The sequence below is a fragment of the Actinocorallia sp. B10E7 genome, from assembly GCF_039871655.1.
GTDB lineage: Bacteria > Actinomycetota > Actinomycetes > Streptosporangiales > Streptosporangiaceae > Actinocorallia.
In genome coordinates this window covers 30,892-48,251 of sequence record NZ_JBDPLZ010000008.1, presented here as the reverse complement: position 1 = coordinate 48,251, position 17,360 = coordinate 30,892, and the positions used below count along the sequence as shown (strand labels likewise).

Genomic DNA, 17,360 nt, shown 5'->3' with positions numbered 1-17,360 from the left:
GGGCACCTCGCCGCGTGTGCCTCACAAGGACCGTGTGCCTCAGGAGGACGACGCCATCCGGCGCAGTCCCAGGTACGCGGTGCAGGCGAGCAGCAGGCTCACCCCGAGCAGGGCGTAGATCCCCGGCGCGACACCGTCCCAGGCGATCCGCCCGGACAGCCCCTCACGCGCCATGCCGAGCACAGGGGTCAGCGGATTCACCCCGGTCACCGCGCGCAGCCAGCCCGACTGCAGTTCGGCGGGCACCTGGCCGGTCGACATCAGGCCGGTCGCGAAGATCCCCAGCGTGACGAGGCCGATCGCCTGGGCCGACCGCATCCAGTACATCAGGGTGAGGCTCCACAGCCCCGACCAGGTCGCCAGGCCGACCGCGGCGAGCACGAGCAGGCCGAGCGCGCCGGGTCCGCCGGGGAGGTCGAGCCCGCACGGCACCGCGACGGCGAGGATCACCGCCACCTGCAGCAGCGCCCGGCCGACGGAGCCGAGCACCTCGCCGGTGACCAGCATGCCGCGGGAGCCCGGGGCCAGCAGCATCCGGTCCATGAAGCCTCCCGCCAGATCCCGCTGGACGTTGAACGCCGAGCCGAGCCCCACGAACAGCGCGCCCATCGCCACCGCGAACGGGGTGGTCCAGGTGACGGCGTCCACGGGCGGGAAGCCGGGCGCCCGGGTGACCTCGTTGAAGGCTCCGGCGAACACGACGAGCACCAGCACCGGCAGCGCGATCACGGTGACGGCGTTCCCGCGGATCCGCACGATGTTCTTGAGGTTGCGCGCCGCCACGAGCAGGGCGACCTGGAACGGTTCGAGGGTCATGGTTCGCCTCCGGTGGTGCGGTACAGGGCGGACAGCGCCCAGGCCACGGTCAGCACGCCGAGGCCGAGGGCGGTTCCGGCGGCCTTCGCCAGGTCGCCGGCGCGCAGCCCGTCCGCCAGCCAGGTGAACGGGCTGTACTGGGCGACCGCGCCGAACCATCCCTGCATGTATCCGGCGGGGAAGAAGGCCGAGCTGACGAACAGGCAGAGGAACAGCAGCCCGAACAGGCTGATCATGATCTCCCCGGTGCCCGCCTTGAGGCCGAGCGCGATGGTGAGCCCGGCCATGGCGACCGCGAGCAGCGGGGCCGTGCAGACGACCGCCTCGGCGCCGTTCGTCTCGGCGCCCAGCGCGCCGAAGACCAGCACGAAGAGCGATCCCTGAAGGAGGCCCTGGAGCGCGGCGGCCGCGAGGGGGCCGACCAGGATCATCGCCCTCGGCATCGGGGTCAGGGCCATGCGGCTCAGGAACCCTCCGGTCAGGTCGGAGGTCACGGCGGTGCCGGCGGCGACCCCCGCGTAGAGTCCTCCGACGATCACCGCGGCGGGCAGGATGAAGGACAGGTAGGACGCGCCTTCCGGCAGCCCGAGCAGCACACCGGCCCGGCCGTAGTTGGCGGTGAACACCGCCGCGATGAGCAGCGGGAACAGCAGCCCCGGAAGCCAGGCACCGGGCTGCCGCGCCATCCCGGCCACCGACCGGCGCACCAGGAGCGCGGTCACGTGCCGCTCTCCGCGGTGAGCGCGCCTTCGAGCCGTCCGCCGGTGGCCTCGGCGAAGACGTCGTCGAGGCTCGGCGGCTCGACCTGCAGCCGGTCCACGGTGATCGCCGCCTCGTCCAGGGCACGGACGACGGCCGCGGTCTCCGCGGTCCCGCCGGGCAGCGCGATGGCGATCTCGTCGTCTGAGCGGGCGCGGGCCGGGCCGAACCCGGCGAGGATCTCCGCCGTCCGGGCTCGGACGCGCTCCTCCACCCCGACGACCAGCGTCGGCGCGTCCACCTCGGCCTTGAGCCTGTCGACCGCGCCGGACCGCGCGATCCGCCCTTGGACGAGGATGGCGACGTCGCGGCAGAGCCGGTCGGCCTCTTCGAGGTACTGGGTGGTGAGCATGACCGTCGTGCCCTCGTCGCGCAGTGCGCGGATCTCGTCCCAGACGGCGAGCCTGCTGGTCGGGTCGATGCCGGTGGTGGGCTCGTCGAGGAAGAGGACCTTCGGCCGGTGCAGCAGGGACAGCGCCAGGTCCAGCCTGCGCCGGGTGCCTCCCGAGTAGGTCGACACCCGGTCGCCGGCCACCCCGTCGAGCCCGAAGCGGCTCAGCAGTTCGCCGGTCCGGCGTCTCGCCTCGGCTTTGCCCAGGCCGTGCAGGGCGGCCTGCAGCCGCATCAGCTCCACGCCGGTCATCAGCTGGTCCACCGAGGTCTCCTGCAGCACCCCGCCGATCACCTTGCGGACCTCGCGGGGCCGGGACGCCACGTCGATCCCGGCGATCAAGGCGCGGCCCGAGGTGGGTTTCAGCAGGGTGGTCAGCATCCTGATCAGGGTGGACTTGCCGGCGCCGTTCGGCCCGAGCACGGCGAAGATCTCGCCTTCGCCCACTTCGAAGTCCACTCCGGCGACGACCGTGCGCGCGCCGAAGACCCGCGTCAGGTCCTCCACCACCACCTGTGGTCCCATCGGTCACCCCTTCTCGCCCGGCGAACCAGGTCAGGGTAGGCGCGCCCGGTCTCCCGCGTCCCTTCATCGTTGGTTGTACGCCGTTCGTTCGATGGCACGTCCGCCGCCGTGGATGCCACGCTCGACCACTACTGACAGCTGCGGTTCCGGAGGCGCGCGCATGGGGAACGGCGAGGTCTACGCCGAGGGATTCGCCTACTCGCTGGGGGACCGGCGGATGCGGGTCCGCGAGTCGGCCGCGCTCGGCCTGCTCGTCTCCGATCCCGAGGACCTCGAAGCGGCGGGGTTCGGCTGGCACCACACGAGCTCACCTCACCTGAGCTCCTACGACCTCGCCCGCGAGGCGGTGTCCACCCTGGTGAAGAACACGGGGGACGTCGACGCCGACGCCATCGTCTACGCCACCTGCCTTCCGCTGAACGGCAACTGCGGAGAGCCCGAGACCTGGCGGAAGACCGGCGACGTCAAGCATCTGATGGACTTCCCCGGCAGCCGACTCCAGGCGGACTTCGGTCTCGACGACGCGGTCGTGGTCGGGATCAACCAGCAGGCGTGCACCTCCATGATCGGCTCGCTCCGGCTGGCCCGGGCGCTGCTGCTGTCCGAGCCCGACTGGCGGCGGGTCCTCTGCGTGACCGCCGACCGCTTCCCCGAGGGCTCGCGGTACGAGCAGGCGTACAACCCGATCTCGGACGGCGGCGCGGCCTGCCTGGTCGGCAGGGAGCCGCGCGGCGTCCGGCTCAAGGCCTTCCACCAGCTCACCAACGGGGGGCTGGCGCAGGCCGACGACGACGAGACCGTCGGCAGCTACTTCGCCTACACCCACCGGCTGGTCCGCGAGACGCTGGACCGCGCGGGCCTGGCCGCCGCCGACCTCGACTGGGTCGTCACGCAGAACACCCATGAGAAGGCGTGGCGGATCCTCGCCCGCTTGCTCGGCATCGCCGAGCACAAGATCTGGTTCCCGTCGCTGCACGAGGTCGGCCACGTCATCTCCGGAGACAACATCATCAATCTGCGCATGCTGCTCGACTCGGGCCGGCTCGTCCCCGGCCAGAAGATCCTCACGGTCATGGCGGGCTTCGGGCTCAACTGGCAGGCCGCCGTCCTGGAAGCGGTCTGATGGCGCCCGGCCTCGACGCGATGCGCCGGATCTCCGGCCGGTTGAGCGACCTGTCGCGGCGCTCCTACCAGAACCCCTACACGGCCGTGGAGTGGCCCGGCGAGCTCGACCCCGAGGCGCACTGGTTCACCAGCCCGGAGCTGCTCAGCCTCTACGGGACCCCCGTCTGGGAGACGTTCGACGAGTCCACCCGGCGGCGCCTGGCCTTCCTGGAGGCGGCGAACTTCTACAGCCTGAACATCCACGGCGAGAAGAGCCTCATGAAGGGGCTGGCCGCCAGGCTGTACCGGCCGGACCTGCAGCCGATCTCCGAGTACCTGCACCACTTCCTGGACGAGGAGAACAAGCACAGCATCTACTTCGGCGGGTTCTGCACCCGGTACGCCAAGGTGTACCGCAGCCGGCACGTGCCGTTCGAGCTGGAGCAGAGCAGGGACATCGCGGACTTCCTCTTCTTCGCCAAGACGCTCGTCTTCGAGGAGCTGGCGGACCGCTACAACTGGCTGCAGGCGCGAGACGAGCGGCTGCACCCGCTGGCCCGGTTCATCAACGACAACCACCACCGCGAGGAGGCCAGGCATCTGGTCTTCGGCCGCGAGCTGGTGAGGCTGCTGTGGCGCGAGTCGTCCTGGGACGAGCGGGTCAGGGACGACATCCGACTTCAGCTCGGCCAGTTCCTGGCGGCCAGCTGGCGCGAGTACTACAACCCCGACGTCTACGCCGACCTCGGCCTGGACGAGCCCTGGGAACTGGCGGAGCTGGCCTGGTCGGCGCCTTCCCAGCGCGCGCACCGGCGCCGGACGTCGGCCCGTTGCGTGGAATTTCTGGCAGCCGAGCACATTCTCAGCGAGGAGCCGTCCGATGCGTTCTGAACTGCACGCCTGGGTGCTGGACAAGGCCAAGGAGCCCCACCCCGGCGAGCTGACCGGGAGCAGCCCGCTGTTCTCCGAGGGCTGGCTGCGTTCCGTGCACCTGCCCGACCTCCTGCTGTACATGGAGCGGCTGCGAGGCGCACCCATCGACGTCGAGGACCTGCGGCCCGGCGACTTCCGCGACATCGACACGCTCGTCCTGCGGTTCGGGACCCCGTCGTGATCGGCCTTCGCTGGCGCCGGAACGGCCAGGCGAGCCTGCACGGGCCGCTCCTGGAGCTGGCCGACGACTGCGACGCCGCGTTCGTCGCGCTCGCCCGCCGCTTGGGCGCGGCGGAAGAGCGGCACCCGGCCTCTCTGCCCGCGGACGTCCTGCAGCGGGTGGACTACCTGCGTTCCTTCCCCCATCAGGCCGTGCTCGCGACCGGACTCGACCCGGACGACGAGAACCTCGGCAGGTTCACCGGCTCCGAGGTGCTCGAGGCGGACGGCTCGGTCCGGCTCACCGACACCGTCGCCGTGCGCGAGATCCTCACCCCCGCCGCCTGCTACCACCTGTACGCCGCCCACGCCGACGAGGAGCTCACCGGCCCGCTGGTCCTGACGACTCGGAACACCTGCTTCCGCGCCGAGAAGGAGTACGTGCCGCTGCGCCGCCAGTGGAGCTTCACCATGCGTGAAGTCGTCTGCGTGGGGGACCGCGAGTACGTGGAACATTTCCACAGGGAGGCCGCACAGGCGGCGGCCGCCCTGCTGGAAGCCGCGGGCCTGGCGGTCGAGTGGAAGGCGGCGACCGATCCCTTCTTCCGCCCCGAGAGCAACGTCAAGCACCTCATGCAACTCCTCGACCCGACGAAGCTGGAAGCCGTCTACACGGCGAGGGACGGCTCCGAGCTCGCGATCGGTTCGCTCAACCTGCACTACCGGTACTTCGGGGAGTCCTTCGGAATCCGGTACGCCGGCGAGCCCGCCTTCAGCTGCTGCCTTGCCTTCGGCGTCGAGCGCTGGCTGTACGCGCTGACCGACCGGCACGGCGAAGACCCGGCCCGCTGGCCCGACCTCGCCGGGGTGGCGGTATGAGCACGCTCATCACCGGCGCCGACGGGTACCTGGCCCGCAGGCTGACCGAGGCGCTGCTGCGGGACGGGGAGACCGTGGTGCTCGCCGCCAGGGGCGAGGGACTGTCCCGCCTCGCCTCCCGGCACGCGGGCGAGGCGTCCGTCACCCTGGTCGAGGCCGATCTCGGGGCGCCGGACGCGCTGGCCGGGATCGATCCGGCGAAACTCACCAGGATCGTGCACGCGGCGGCCGTGACCCGGTTCAACGTGGACCGGGAGACCGCACGGCGCGGCAACGTCGAGGGCACCGCCCAGGTCTGCGACCTCGCCGAGCGCTCGCCGAACCTGGAGCGCCTCACGCTGATCTCGACGCTCTACACCGCGGGCCGGCACCTCGGCGAGATCCCCGAGACGCGGCACGGGGACGCGGGTTTCGTCAACCACTACGAGTGGTCCAAGCACGAGGCCGAGGAGCTCGCGTGTTCGCGCGGCCTGCCGCTGTCGGTGCTCCGGCTGCCCACGATCGTCTGCGACGACGACACCGGCCTGTCCATCACCCAGTACAACGCCTTCCACCGCACCCTGAAGCTCTACTTCTACGGGCTGCTCTCCCTGGTCCCCGGCCTGGCCGAGACCCCGTTGAGCCTGGCCTCGGCGGAGTTCGCCGTGCGGGCCGTGCTGGCGCTGCTCGACGCGCCCGAGGGCATCGTGCACGTGTGCCCGGACGCCGAGGCCTCCACCGACCTCGGGACGATGATCGATACGGCGTTCGCGGTCTTCGAGCGGGATCCCTCCTTCCGCAGGCGGAGGCTGCTGCGTCCGCTGCACGTCGACCACGCGGGCTTCCGCGATCTGGTCTCGGTGGCCGAGGCGCTCGGCAAAGGCCCGATCAACCAGGCGGTCGGCGTGGTCGCCCCGTACGCCGAGCAGCTCTACCTGCCCAAGACCTTCGACAACCGGGGCCTGCACGCCCGGTGGCCCGGCTACCGGGCCCCCGACCCGGTCCGCCTCGTCGAGTCGGTCTGCCAGACCCTGGTCCTCACCCGGTGGGGCCGCGGTCCGAGGAGCCCCCGTGACTGAGATCTCCGAGAACGAGCGCTGGCTGCTCAGCTACTACCGGTCGTCCGAGATCAACGGGGCGTTGTTCTTCGGCAGGGTGGCCCGCACCATCCGCGGGCCGCTGCAGGTGGAGGTGACCCATCACTTCGCCGACGAGGCGGCCCACGCCAAGCTGTGGACCCGCTGCCTGGACGACCTCGGCCTGCTGCCGGTCAAGCTGTCCGACAGCTACCAGGACCGCTATCTCGCCGCGATCGGCGCCCCCGCCAACCTCATGGAGGTCATGGCCATCACCCAGGTCTTCGAGCGCCGTGTGATCACCCAGTACCGCCGCCACCTGCGCCACTCCGGCACGCATCCCGCCGTCCGCCAGACCATCGAGCGGATCATGGAGGACGAGCGCTGGCACATCTCCTACGTCAAGGAGGCGCTCGAGGGGATGGCGGGCAGGTACGGCGCCGAGGAGATCGAACGGACCCTGGCCCGGTTCACGGCGGCCGACGAGGAGGTCTACAAGGGGACCCTGGCCGAGTACGGCGACCGCATGGAGTTCCTGGAATGGCAGAGCTGAACCGGCTGCGCCTGCTCGCCGCGACCTGGACCGGCCCGTCCCGGGCGGGCCTGGTGTTCCTGGGCGCGCTGCTGGGCGAGCCCGCCCTGCCCGCCCTGCCGCACCCCAGACTGTCCATGAGCCGCTCCGGGGACCTCAACCTGGCGGCCTGCGTCCTCGGCGCGCCGGTGACGGGCTTCGGCATCGACCTCGAGGAGGAGCGCTCGGCCGACCCCAGGACCGGCCGCTTCTTCCTCCGCGACCACGAGCTGCGCTGGCTGGACGGCGTCCGGCCCCGGGACCGCGACCACGAGCACATGCGGCTGTGGACGGTCAAGGAGGCGCTGTTCAAGGCCGATCCCGCGAACGCCGGAACGGTCCTGCGCGACTACGGCCTGGCCGACCCCTCGGCCCGGACGGGCCGCGCCGGCCCCGCCCGGTACACCACCGTCCGGCTCGGCGGCCGATTCCTCTCATTCGCCGTCACGACGAACCCAAGGAGCAAGGTGCCACCCAAGATCGATTTCGCAGACGTGGCCGAGCGGGTCGCGACGCTGCTGAACGTCCCGGCCGACCGCCTGGAACCCGGCACGCTCGTCCGCGACCTGGTCCGGGAGAGCTTCATGCTGGTGGAGATGGTCATCGACCTGCAGGAGGAGTTCGACGCGGTCTTCGGCCAGGAGCAGCTGCGCGAGGTGTCCACGCTCGGCGATCTGGCCGCCCTGCTGCGGGAGACCGGCCGGGAGGTCCCGTGCTGACCAGGACGAGCCTGCCCGGCGCCGTCGACGACCGGCTCTACTTCGCCCAGGTGCGCGAGGACCCGCGCCTTGAGCTCGAAGCGCTGAAGGACCGGCTGCACGGCAGGATCGCGCTGGTGACCTCCGGCGGCTGCACAGCGCTGACGCTGCTCGCCGAGGGCGCCCGCGAGGTCGTGGGCGTCGACATGAACCGGGCGCAGAACCACATCACCGAACTGAAGGCGCTGGCCGTCTCCCGGCTGGGCCCCGAACACGCGGCCCGTTTCCTCGGCGGCCTCCCCGCGGAGGCCGCCGAGCGCATCGACGCCTACGGGGCGCTGCGGCGGGAGCTGACCGGCGGAGCCCGGGCCTACTGGGACGGCAGGCGCCGTGAGGTGACCTCCGGCGTGCTCGACGCGGGGGTGACCGAGCGCCTCATGCGGGTCATCGCCCGGTACGTGCGCTGGAGCGTGCACCCGCGAGCCGTCATCGAAGAACTGCTGCTTCAGGACGACCCCGTGCGGCAGCGCGAGTTCTACGACCGCACCTGGAACAACGCACGATGGCGGTTCATGTTCCGGGTCCTGTGCGGGCGTCTCGCCTTCCGCCGGACCTACGACCCCGCGTTCTTCACCCACATCGAGAACCCCAGCTTCGCCCTGCACTTCCACGGCACCGCCGAACGGGCGCTGCGGGAGCTGCCCATCGGCGGCAACTACTTCCTCCGCCACCTGTTCACCGGCCTGTACTCGCGCGACGCGACGCCCGCGTATCTGAAGGCCGAGCACGCCTCCCGGCTGGCCGAGGCGGCCGACCGGCTCTCGCTCGTCGACGCGTCGTTCGAGGACTACCTGAGGACGCAGCCCGACGGCAGCCTGGACGGGTTCGTCCTGTCGAACATCTGCGAGTGGCTGTCGCAGGAGCAGATCGACGGGCTGTTCGCCGAGATCGTCCGCACCGCCGCGCCGGGAGCCCGGCTGGTGTTCCGCAACTTCGTGGGCTGGACCGAGGTGCCCGCCCGCTGGAGCCACGCCGTGGTCGAGGACCGCGCGCTCGGCCAGGAGCTGATCAGACTCGACCGAAGCCTGTGCCAGCGGCGGATCGCCGTCTGCGACGTCCGCGGGGAGGGACTGTGAGCAAGATCAGGGAAGCGGTTCCCGAGGACAACGAAGCACTGCTCACGCTGGCCGAACAGTGCCCGATGGCCGGTGACATCTCGTTGTGCGTCGACCGGCGGCCCGATTTCTTCGCGCTGAGCCGGCTGGAGGGCGACCCGTGGCTGGTCGGCGTCGTCGACCTCGGGGACGGGCCCGTGGCCTGCGCCGGCGTCGCCCGCCGCGAGGTCTACCTGAACGGCTCCCCGACCCCGATCGTCTACATCGGCGACATCAAGGTGCTGCCGGGCGCCCGCCGCAGGGGGCTCGCCCGCGAGCTGCTGCACTGGACCCGGGAGAAGGCCTGCGAACTCGTCGGTCCCGACGGGGTCAAGCTCTCCACGATCATGGCGGGCAACGAGCCCGCGACGCGCCTCTTCCAGGAGTTCACCGCCGACGGCGCGCCGGGGGCTCCACGCGCCCGCCTGCGCTCGCACAGCATCCAGCTGCTGTGGAAACGGCGGATCCGGCAGGCAGGGCTGACCGTCCGGGAGGCCGCGCCCTCGGACGTGCCCGCCATGGTGGAGGCCTGGCGCCGCGTCGCGTCCGGACGCCAGCTGGCGCCGGTCCACGACGAGGCCTCCTTCCTCGAGTGGATCGGGGCCGCGCCCGGACTCGAACTGTCGGACTACCTGGTCGCCTTCACCCCGGGCGGAGCCGTCGCCGGTTTCCTCGGCCTCTGGGACCAGCACTCCTTCAAGCAGATGCGGGTGGTCGGATACACGCCGCAGCTGGCCAGGGTCCGCACCCTCACCCGGGTCCTCGCACCGGTCCTCAAAGCCCCGCCGCTGCCGGAGCCCGGCGGCGAGCTGCGGTACCGCAGCGTCGTCAACCCGTGCGCGGAGGACCCGATCGTGCTCTCCGCCCTGCTCAAGTCCGCGGCGAACCGGCTGCACGGCCGCGGCTACTCGGTGCTCACCATCGGCCTGGACGCCCACGACCCGCTGAACGACGCGCTGCGCGGTCTGGTCTCCCAGCCGTCGGACACCGACGTGTGGATCGACCCGGTCATGCCCGGCGCCGCAGAGATCGATCTCGGCGGCGCCCCGGTGCACTTCGAGATAGGCACGGTCTGATGGCCCATCCGCTCACCGCCTGGCTCACCGACCCGCGCGCCGGGCGGGGCATCGGCTTCGCCGACGATTCCGGCGGCTGGACCCGAGTCGGCTATCCCGAGCTCGCGGCCGACGTCCGGGCGGCCGCGGCGTACCTGGCCGCGCGGGGAGCCGGGCCTGGCACCGTCGTCTGCGTCGTGATGCCCTCCGGGCGGGAGCTGGTCACGACGGTGTTCGCCGCGTGGGCCGCGGGGGCGACCGTCTCGCTGCCCGTCCCGCAGACGGTCCAGCCGGACGCGGAGTACGTCGCCCGGACCGCCCCCGTCCTGCGGGCCGCCGCGCCGTCGGTGACGGTGTGCGGCCCGGAGGCGCTGCGGATCCTCGGCCGGGCGTGGCACGAGGCGGGCGAGCCCGGCGTCCTGCTGCCTCCCGGGACCGCTCCGGAGCAGGGGCCGGTCCTGGAGCCCGGAGAGCCCGCGCTGCTGCAGTTCACCTCCGGGTCGAGCGGGACGCCCAAGGGGGTGCGGGTGACGGGGGAGAACCTCGCCGCGAACTTCCGGCACATCCGGCGGACGCTGGACTTCGGCCCCGACTCCTCGATGGCCTCTTGGCTGCCGCTGCACCACGACATGGGCCTGATCGGGTGCCTGCTCTTCACCGTGTCGGAGCAGGCCGACCTCAGCCTCATGCGGCCCGACCAGTTCATGCGCGACCCGGTGCGGTGGCTGGAGTGTTTCGGACCCGGCGGCGCCACCCACACGGCGGCCCCGTCGTTCGCCTTCGGCTACGCGGCGCGGCGGACCGCCCCCGAACGGATCAAGGAGCTGGACCTGTCCGGCTGGCGGAGCGTGATCGTCGGGGCGGAGCCGGTCGACGTGCGGGCGCTGGCCGCGTTCCTCCGGTTCGCCGCGCCCGCGGGCTTCTCGGCGCGAACCTTCCAGCCCGGTTACGGCCTGGCGGAGGGGACGCTGCTGGTCACCGCCAACCCGTTTCGCGCGAGGGTCAGGGTCGTGCGGCCGGCCTGGGCCGAGCTGACGTTCGGCGCCCGAGTCACGATTGAGAGGGAGTCCTGGCTGGACGAGGCGGACGGGGCGGAGGGCTGGACCGCCGGGCACGGGCTTCCGGCCGGCGGCGAGGTGACCGTGCGGATCGTGGGGGAGGACGGCGAGTCCCTGCCCGACGGCCATCTCGGCGAGATCGTCGTCGGCGGCGGGTCGGTCGCGGACGGCTACCAGGACCATCCGGCGCCCGAGACGTTCGTCGGGGGACTGCTGCGCACCGCCGACGCCGGATTCGTGCACGAGGGAAGGCTCTACGTGCTGGGCCGCATGGGCGACAGCCTCAAGGTCAGCGCCAGGAGCGTCTACATGGAGGACCTGGAGGGCAGGGTCGCCGCCGCCGCCGGGCTCGCGCCGGGGCGTGTCTGCGTGGTCGGCGCGCCCGGAGCGGGCCGTCCCGGGGTGGCCGTGATCGCCGACGAGGCTCCGGGTCCGTGGGTCGACGCGGCGCGCGGGTTCCTGCGCGAGGAGCTCGGTCCGATGCCGGTGGTCTCCGTCGCCACCGGACCCATCCGGCGGACCTCCAGCGGCAAGCCGCGCCGCCGCCTGATGTGGAGCATGCTGCAGGAGGGACGCTACTCCCGTCTGGACTGAGCCTGCCGTACGGGGCGGTCGTCGCGGGCGGGGTCCGCGGGGATGATCGCCGCCGCCTTCGCCTTGTTGACCGCGTCGATGCGGGAGACCGCGCCGAGCTTGCGGAACGCGTTGTGCAGGTGGCGCTTCACCGTGGCCTCGGCGACGAAGAGCCGGCTGGCGATCTGCGAGTTGCTCATGGCCTGCGCGGTGAGTTCGAGCACCTCTCTTTCCCGCCGGGACAGCAGGGAGTCGCAGGGGTCCCGCGGTTCCGGCGGCCGCACCATGCTCTCGCGCGAGACGGCCAGCAGCAGCCGGTCGCCTCCCGTGGCGCAGGTGCGGATGGCCGCGATGAGCTCCCTGCTGGACACGCTCTTCAGCAGGTAGCCGCTGATGCCCATGTCGATGAGGCGCCGCACGAGGCTGCTCTCGTCGTACATGCTCAGGACGATGACGCAGGTGTCGGGGTTGACCTCCTTGATGGCCCGAACGGTCTCGGTCACCTCCGCGCCGGGTATCTCCACGTCGAGCAGGACCAGGTGCGGCCTCATCCCGGTGATCAGTTCGAGCGCCTCGCGGCTGTCGCCCGCCTCTCCCACGACGGACAGGTCGGGCTCCTGTTCGAGGAGCCGCCGGACGCCCTCTCGGAAGAGAACGTGGTCATCGACCAGAACAATTGTCCATTTAGGCATATGTCGTGACATTAGCACGATCCATAAAGGACTCGGCTGTCGCCTAATGCTAATTGTCCAGTGTTATTGGCCGATTCTGGCCACTCGGTAAAGTGGCATGTTTGGCCTGTGCGTAAATGTTTACACACTTTCTACAATTGGCTTTTTTTGATGTTCGTCATCCAGGTGGCATGCGGATGGCAGACGGCGATCAGCTCGTCCCTGCGGACTCCCTTGTCGAACCGCAGAACGGCCAGCAGCGTCGGCGGCTGCGCGCCGCAGGGCACCGGGACGCCGATCCCCGGCAGGGAGCCTGCCGGCTCCAGCGCGACCCAGCTGACCGGCCGGCGCAGGGAATGGGCGCTCAGGACGTCGAGCAGGGCCAGGACCGCCGTGCGCGACAGATACGGCATCACCCAGGAACTCATCGCGCACGGGGCCTGATCCTCCGGGACGAGATCGAGCAGCTCGGCGAACCCGTCGGGAAGCGTGGCGCGCAGCAGCGCCGGAGGCTCCTCGCGGGCCAGTTCGACCGCCGCCCGGAGCCTGGCGGCGCGCTCGGGGTGGTCACCGAACACACAGGCCGCGAGCCAGGCCACCGCGGCGTCGTCGGCGACGTCGACGGGCTCGGCGTCGAGGCCGACCCGGCCGCCGATCCGCGGCGGCTCCGCCGGGATCAGGCCGTCCCAGTCGCCCCGCAGCTCGCTGCGCACCCGCACCCCGCCCGGCCCGGCGATCTCCGGTCCGCCCTCGTAGACGTAGGAGAAGCGGTCCAGGCCCAGGTTGAGGCCGGCGCTGGCACCGAGCTCGACCAGCCCGAGCGGGCGGTCCGCGCCGACCGCGGCCAGCCCGGGCAGGAGGGCGGCCGCGCGCCCCACCTCGTTGGTCTGGGTGCGGCGAGCGGCGATGCGCGTCGTGAGCTCGTCCCGGCGCCGGACGCAGAACCCGACGAAGGCCTCGGCCGGATCCTCCCGCGGCACCGGCCGCCCGGTCAGGGTGGGGAACCACGCGGCGAGCGGCTCGTCCGGGCGTTCGGAGAGCAGGCTGTGGACCGCCGCGAAGAACAGCGTGTACCTGCGGAACGGCTCCGGCGCGGCCAGCAGCGCCTCCAACGCCGCGGGCTCCTCGGAGGCGATGTCGGCGAGGCGTTCGTAGAGCGGCGAGTACCCGGCGCCCTCCCTGGCCCGAAAGGACCGGAACTCCGCTCGCACGGCGGAGAACGACGGCTGGTCGGTGAGGGCGGTGCCCATGGGTGCTCCCGTCTGTTCGTCTTACCCGTCGGCCGCGGTGCGGCTCCGGCCGAGCGTGGCCAGCAGGTCCGCGTGCAGTTCCATCCAGGCGTCGTGGTAACTGCGCTGACGCGGGGCCGTGAGCGCCCCGCTCTCCCCGCTCTCGAAGCGCCGCCGGGCTTCGGCGAGGCGCTGCTCGTAGCGGCCGAACCGGGGAACGGCGGCCGACACCGCGGCGAGGAGCGGCGTCACCTGCCCGTGCACCAGAGCGAGGGACTCGCGTGCGGCGGCGGCATCCTGGTCGGCCTGCCAGCGCGAGCACGCCTGCTTGAACCGGCCGTTGACCGGGAGGAAGGCGGTGTAGGCGTCCTCGACGACCCGGATGGCCTCCGATCCGGCCAGGGCGTCGCGGAGCAGGCCTTGGCGCCGTGCCTTCCCCTCGGCCGTGACCGTCCAGCCCTTGATCCGGCCCTTGCGCAGCCGGACGTGGCCGGCGGCTTCGAGCTCGCTGAGGACGGCGGCCACCTCGTGCTCCGGCCGGCCGGTCGCCTCGGTCAGCTCGGACACCTCGGCCAGGCCCTTGATGGCCAGCGCGTTGAGCACTTCGAGCATCACGTCTCCTTCACAGATAGGCACGGACATGCGCGACGGCGAGTTCGGCGAGCGGCCCCCGCGCGCGGAGCCCCGTACGGTCACCGGGACGCGGCCGGCGCACCGCGACCCGGCACCAGCCGTCCAGGGGGCCGGTCACCACGTCCGTGGCGTCCGGCGGGCCGAAGTGCCGCAACCTGCGGCCGTCGTGCAGGCGCAGGCGGAGCGAGCGGTCGCGCGGGCGCCGCACACCGGACCTGGCCAGCGCGTAGGGGACGCTGGCCAGGGCGAGCGCGGCCACGGGCGGCAGCGCTTCGCGATCGTCGTCGGGCAGGCCGAGCGCCGCCCTGATGTCGAGGCCGTGCGCCCAGTGCTCCATGATCCGGGCCCGGGCGAAGTCCTCGACGCCCATGCCGAGGCCCCACGGCACGCGCGACTCGGAGTCGGCCTCGGCGAAGGCCTTCCTGGTGCGCGCCGCGGCGACGCTCCACCACGCGAGCAGCGCGCCGGGCGACAGCCCGCGGCCGCGCGCGCAACCGGACTCGGTGAACGCCTCGCCGTCGGGGAAGCCCGAGACGGCGTCGGCGAAGGTCCGCCGCCCGCCGGTGAGCGTCGCGTGGGCCACCTCTTCGGTGTCGGCAAGATGCGCCACCTGGTCCCGCACGCTCCAGCCCTCGGCGGGCGTCGGCAGCTCCCACTGCCCGGCCTCCAGGCCGCAGAGCAGGCGCGCCAGCCGTGCCTGCACCCCGGCCAGGACGTTCAGCACAGCGGTCACGTCGCCTCCGCGGACCAGGCCGCCAGCCGTTCCTGGTACTCGGTCGGGCCGTCCGTCCGCGCCGCCACGGATCCGGCGTGGACCCGGCCGCTCGTTCCGTCGACGGTGATCAGGTCGCCGAGCACGATCCGGTGCCCGCCCGCCCACGCCTCACCGGCGGCCTCGTCGATGCGGAGCCCGGCCGCGCCGCAGACGCAGGCCACGCCGAACTCCCTGGCGACCACCGCGGCATGGCTCATCTTGCCGCCGGTCCTGGTGAGGACCGCCTCGGCGACGGCCATCCCGTGGATGTCGGACGGTTCGGTGAAGTCGCGGACCAGCACCACCGGGCGCCCCTCGTCGGCGTAGTCCTGCGCGGTGTCGGGGTCGAAGACGGCATGGCCGGAGCCGAGGCCGGGCGAGGCGGCGATGCCCTCGCAGAGCACGGTGGACGGCCCCGCCTCGGCGACCGAGACCGTGCCCGACCGCTCCGCGGCCCGGCGCACCGCCTCGGCCCTGCTGATCAGGCCCTCCTCGGCCAGCTCGACCGCGATCCTGGCGGCCGCCTGGTCGGTGCGCTTGCCGGGACGGACCTGCAGCAGCCACAGGACGCCGTCCTCGATCGTGAACTCGATGTCGCACATGTCGGCGAGCGCGTGCTCCAGCCGGTCGCCGTAGCCGAGCAGTTCGGCGTGCAGCCCGGGTGCGCGCGCCTCCAGCACGGCCAGCGGATCAGGAGTCCGGGTGCCGTCGACGAGGTCGCTGCCGAGACCGCCTTCGATGAACTCGCCGACCGGCTCCCGCGCCCCGGTGGACGGGTCGCGGGTGAACAGCACCCCGGTCCCGGACAGCCGAGGGCCCGCCAGGTCCCCCCTGACCATGAGCTGGACGGTGACCGCGGTCGAGCCCTGCTCGCCGAGCCCGTGCAGCCGCCGGTAGGTCACGGCGCGGTCGGACCGCCAGGAGGAGAAGACCGCTCCGATCGCCTGGAACAGCTCCGCGTAGGGGTCCGCGGACGCGCCGACGTTCAGCAGAGTGTCCATCATCCCCGGCATGGAGGTGGCCGCTCCCGACCGCACCGACACCAGCAGCCGGTCGGAATCCCCGCCGAACCTCCGGCCGGCGGCCCGCTCCAGCCGCGCGATCCGCTCCCGCACCCCCTCCTCCAGTTGCGGGGAGAGGGCGCCCGAGTCGAGGAAGGCGAGCCCGACCCGGGTGGTGAGGGTGAAGCCCGGCGGCACCGGGAACCCCGCCTCCAGCATTCCGACGAGCCCGGCCGCCTTGCCGCCCAGCAGCGCCACCCGCTCGCCGGGCGGCACCGCGGCGGCCTCCTCGAAAGTGAAGATCCCGCTCACCGGCGGCGCCTCCGGGAGCTGTCCAGCAGCCACGGCGGCACGTAGCCGAGGTCGGACGGGTTGACGTCGGTGCCGGGACGGACCAGCAGATCGATCAGGTCGAGCACCTCGTCGTCGAGTTCGGCGCCGACGTTCTCCAGCAGCGACGACAACTGCTCGGCGCTGCGCGGGCCGAGCAGGGTCGAGGTGATCGCCGGGTGCCGGTCGACCCAGGCCAGCGCCAGCTGCAGCAGGCTCAGCCCCGCCTGGGCGGCCAGCTCGGTCAGCTTCTCGACCAGGTCGTACTTGCGGTCGTTCTCCGGGGAGTCACTGAAGAAGCGGATCGTGACCCGGTTCTCCGCGGCACGCGAGCCCGCCGGGAACTCCGCGCCCCTGCGGTACTTGCCGGTCAGCCAGCCGCCCGCCAGCGGACTCCACACGATCACCCCCATGCCGAGTCTCTGGCAGGTCGGCAGCACCGCCGACTCCACCGCCCGGGAGAGCACCGAATACTGCGTCTGCTCGGCGACGAACCGCTCCCGAAGCCGCTTCTCGGCGACCCAGGCTGCCTCGACCAGCATCTCCGGCGGGAACGCCGACGTGCCGAGGTAGCGGACCTTGCCCTGCCTGACCAGATCGGTGAGCGCGCCGAGTGTCTCGTCGAGATCGCAGTCGGCGTCGGGCCGGTGCACCTGGTAGAGGTCGAGGTGGTCGGTGCCGAGCCGGGCCAGGCTGGCCTCGACGGCCCGCATGATGTGCAGCCGCGAGTTGCCGCGGTCGTTGGGTCCCGGCCCGGTCGGCATGTGGAACTTGGAGGCCAGGAAGACCTGGTCGCGCCTGCCCTTGAGCGCCTTGCCGAGGACCCGCTCCGACTCCCCGCCGGCGTAGGCGTCGGCGGTGTCGACGAGGTTGACCCCGTGTTCGAGCGCGATCCCGATCATCCGGTCGGCCTCGTCGGCCCGCCAGTCGGGGGACGCGCCGAACATCATGGTGCCCAGGCCCCAGGCCCCGACCTTGGCGCCCGAGGTTCCCAGCCTGCGGTACTCCATCC

Annotated in this window: 19 protein-coding genes; 10 read left to right on the top strand and 9 right to left on the bottom strand. The window is 72.2% G+C overall.

Translation table 11 applies throughout. From position 1 onward, the window contains the following. Positions 1–39: 39 nt before the first annotated feature. The 3 genes from ABGB12_RS25645 to ABGB12_RS25635 are packed head-to-tail and all read right to left on the bottom strand — an operon-like array spanning position 40 to position 2,491. Positions 40–816, bottom strand: a complete 777-nt coding sequence (locus ABGB12_RS25645) for an ABC transporter permease (RefSeq protein WP_347682009.1) — start codon at positions 814–816, stop codon at positions 40–42. After that, positions 813–1,538, bottom strand: coding sequence for an ABC transporter permease (locus ABGB12_RS25640; RefSeq protein WP_347682008.1), 726 nt, complete (start codon positions 1,536–1,538; stop codon positions 813–815). Before ABGB12_RS25640 ends, ABGB12_RS25645 begins: the two co-directional genes overlap by 4 nt. Then, complete coding sequence (locus ABGB12_RS25635) at positions 1,535–2,491, bottom strand: ABC transporter ATP-binding protein (protein WP_347682007.1); 957 nt, start codon at positions 2,489–2,491, stop codon at positions 1,535–1,537. The genes ABGB12_RS25640 and ABGB12_RS25635 overlap by 4 nt, the downstream gene beginning before the upstream one ends. 160 nt (positions 2,492–2,651) lie before the next feature. Between ABGB12_RS25635 and ABGB12_RS25630 the strand changes: the two genes are divergently transcribed. From ABGB12_RS25630 to ABGB12_RS25585, 10 genes are read left to right on the top strand one after another with little or no spacing between them, the layout of a single operon-like run. Further along, positions 2,652–3,614: a 3-oxoacyl-[acyl-carrier-protein] synthase III C-terminal domain-containing protein gene (locus tag ABGB12_RS25630; RefSeq protein ID WP_347682006.1), complete on the top strand. Its 963-nt coding sequence runs from the start codon at positions 2,652–2,654 to the stop codon at positions 3,612–3,614. Next, entirely contained in the window at positions 3,614–4,486 is an 873-nt protein-coding gene (locus ABGB12_RS25625) for a diiron oxygenase (RefSeq protein WP_347682005.1), read from the top strand. The genes ABGB12_RS25630 and ABGB12_RS25625 overlap by 1 nt, the downstream gene beginning before the upstream one ends. Continuing rightward, entirely contained in the window at positions 4,476–4,709 is a 234-nt protein-coding gene (locus ABGB12_RS25620; protein ID WP_347682004.1) for a hypothetical protein, read from the top strand. The genes ABGB12_RS25625 and ABGB12_RS25620 overlap by 11 nt, the downstream gene beginning before the upstream one ends. After that, the gene (locus ABGB12_RS25615) at positions 4,706–5,566 is read left to right on the top strand and encodes an aminoacyl--tRNA ligase-related protein (RefSeq protein WP_347682003.1); all 861 of its coding nucleotides are present in this window, start codon (positions 4,706–4,708) and stop codon (positions 5,564–5,566) included. The genes ABGB12_RS25620 and ABGB12_RS25615 overlap by 4 nt, the downstream gene beginning before the upstream one ends. Continuing rightward, complete coding sequence (locus tag ABGB12_RS25610) at positions 5,563–6,624, top strand: SDR family oxidoreductase (protein ID WP_347682002.1); 1,062 nt, start codon at positions 5,563–5,565, stop codon at positions 6,622–6,624. Before ABGB12_RS25615 ends, ABGB12_RS25610 begins: the two co-directional genes overlap by 4 nt. After that, positions 6,617–7,174, top strand: coding sequence for a ferritin-like domain-containing protein (locus ABGB12_RS25605; protein ID WP_347682001.1), 558 nt, complete (start codon positions 6,617–6,619; stop codon positions 7,172–7,174). The genes ABGB12_RS25610 and ABGB12_RS25605 overlap by 8 nt, the downstream gene beginning before the upstream one ends. Further along, positions 7,162–7,911: a 4'-phosphopantetheinyl transferase superfamily protein gene (locus ABGB12_RS25600; protein ID WP_347682000.1), complete on the top strand. Its 750-nt coding sequence runs from the start codon at positions 7,162–7,164 to the stop codon at positions 7,909–7,911. Before ABGB12_RS25605 ends, ABGB12_RS25600 begins: the two co-directional genes overlap by 13 nt. Further along, positions 7,905–9,026 (top strand): DUF3419 family protein, encoded by a 1,122-nt coding sequence (locus tag ABGB12_RS25595; RefSeq protein WP_347681999.1) that lies wholly within the window; start codon positions 7,905–7,907, stop codon positions 9,024–9,026. Before ABGB12_RS25600 ends, ABGB12_RS25595 begins: the two co-directional genes overlap by 7 nt. Continuing rightward, entirely contained in the window at positions 9,023–10,120 is a 1,098-nt protein-coding gene (locus tag ABGB12_RS25590) for a GNAT family N-acetyltransferase (protein WP_347681998.1), read from the top strand. The genes ABGB12_RS25595 and ABGB12_RS25590 overlap by 4 nt, the downstream gene beginning before the upstream one ends. Continuing rightward, the gene (locus ABGB12_RS25585) at positions 10,120–11,751 is read left to right on the top strand and encodes an AMP-binding protein (RefSeq protein ID WP_347681997.1); all 1,632 of its coding nucleotides are present in this window, start codon (positions 10,120–10,122) and stop codon (positions 11,749–11,751) included. The genes ABGB12_RS25590 and ABGB12_RS25585 overlap by 1 nt, the downstream gene beginning before the upstream one ends. Here ABGB12_RS25585 and ABGB12_RS25580 read toward each other — a convergent pair. The 6 genes from ABGB12_RS25580 to ABGB12_RS25555 all read right to left on the bottom strand — a co-directional run bounded on the left by ABGB12_RS25580 (position 11,733) and on the right by ABGB12_RS25555 (position 17,358). Beyond that, positions 11,733–12,422 carry a response regulator transcription factor gene (locus ABGB12_RS25580; protein WP_347681996.1) on the bottom strand — a complete coding sequence of 230 codons (690 nt, stop codon included), beginning with the start codon at positions 12,420–12,422 and terminating at the stop codon, positions 11,733–11,735. The two genes, ABGB12_RS25585 and ABGB12_RS25580, sit on opposite strands and share 19 nt — an antisense overlap. Positions 12,423–12,553: 131 nt before the next feature. Next, entirely contained in the window at positions 12,554–13,651 is a 1,098-nt protein-coding gene (locus tag ABGB12_RS25575; RefSeq protein WP_347681995.1) for a DUF2332 domain-containing protein, read from the bottom strand. 21 nt (positions 13,652–13,672) lie between these two features. Next, the gene (locus ABGB12_RS25570) at positions 13,673–14,242 is read right to left on the bottom strand and encodes a hypothetical protein (RefSeq protein ID WP_347681994.1); all 570 of its coding nucleotides are present in this window, start codon (positions 14,240–14,242) and stop codon (positions 13,673–13,675) included. Between the two features lie 10 nt (positions 14,243–14,252). Beyond that, entirely contained in the window at positions 14,253–14,996 is a 744-nt protein-coding gene (locus ABGB12_RS25565; protein WP_347681993.1) for a maleylpyruvate isomerase family mycothiol-dependent enzyme, read from the bottom strand. Next, a complete protein-coding gene (locus tag ABGB12_RS25560) occupies positions 14,993–16,330 on the bottom strand; it encodes a PEP/pyruvate-binding domain-containing protein (protein ID WP_347681992.1) in 1,338 nt (445 codons plus the stop codon). The genes ABGB12_RS25565 and ABGB12_RS25560 overlap by 4 nt, the downstream gene beginning before the upstream one ends. Further along, complete coding sequence (locus ABGB12_RS25555; protein ID WP_347681991.1) at positions 16,327–17,358, bottom strand: aldo/keto reductase; 1,032 nt, start codon at positions 17,356–17,358, stop codon at positions 16,327–16,329. The genes ABGB12_RS25560 and ABGB12_RS25555 overlap by 4 nt, the downstream gene beginning before the upstream one ends. Positions 17,359–17,360: the final 2 nt, after the last annotated feature.

Coding starts and splice junctions, on each gene's coding strand:
- ABGB12_RS25645 (WP_347682009.1), bottom strand. CDS start 816: ATGACCCTCGAACCGTTCCAGGTCGCCCTGCTCGTGGCGGCGCGCAAC.
- ABGB12_RS25635 (WP_347682007.1), bottom strand. CDS start 2,491: ATGGGACCACAGGTGGTGGTGGAGGACCTGACGCGGGTCTTCGGCGCG.
- ABGB12_RS25630 (WP_347682006.1), top strand. CDS start 2,652: ATGGGGAACGGCGAGGTCTACGCCGAGGGATTCGCCTACTCGCTGGGG.
- ABGB12_RS25625 (WP_347682005.1), top strand. CDS start 3,614: ATGGCGCCCGGCCTCGACGCGATGCGCCGGATCTCCGGCCGGTTGAGC.
- ABGB12_RS25620 (WP_347682004.1), top strand. CDS start 4,476: ATGCGTTCTGAACTGCACGCCTGGGTGCTGGACAAGGCCAAGGAGCCC.
- ABGB12_RS25610 (WP_347682002.1), top strand. CDS start 5,563: ATGAGCACGCTCATCACCGGCGCCGACGGGTACCTGGCCCGCAGGCTG.
- ABGB12_RS25600 (WP_347682000.1), top strand. CDS start 7,162: ATGGCAGAGCTGAACCGGCTGCGCCTGCTCGCCGCGACCTGGACCGGC.
- ABGB12_RS25585 (WP_347681997.1), top strand. CDS start 10,120: ATGGCCCATCCGCTCACCGCCTGGCTCACCGACCCGCGCGCCGGGCGG.
- ABGB12_RS25580 (WP_347681996.1), bottom strand. CDS start 12,422: ATGCCTAAATGGACAATTGTTCTGGTCGATGACCACGTTCTCTTCCGA.
- ABGB12_RS25575 (WP_347681995.1), bottom strand. CDS start 13,651: ATGGGCACCGCCCTCACCGACCAGCCGTCGTTCTCCGCCGTGCGAGCG.
- ABGB12_RS25570 (WP_347681994.1), bottom strand. CDS start 14,242: ATGCTCGAAGTGCTCAACGCGCTGGCCATCAAGGGCCTGGCCGAGGTG.
- ABGB12_RS25555 (WP_347681991.1), bottom strand. CDS start 17,358: ATGGAGTACCGCAGGCTGGGAACCTCGGGCGCCAAGGTCGGGGCCTGG.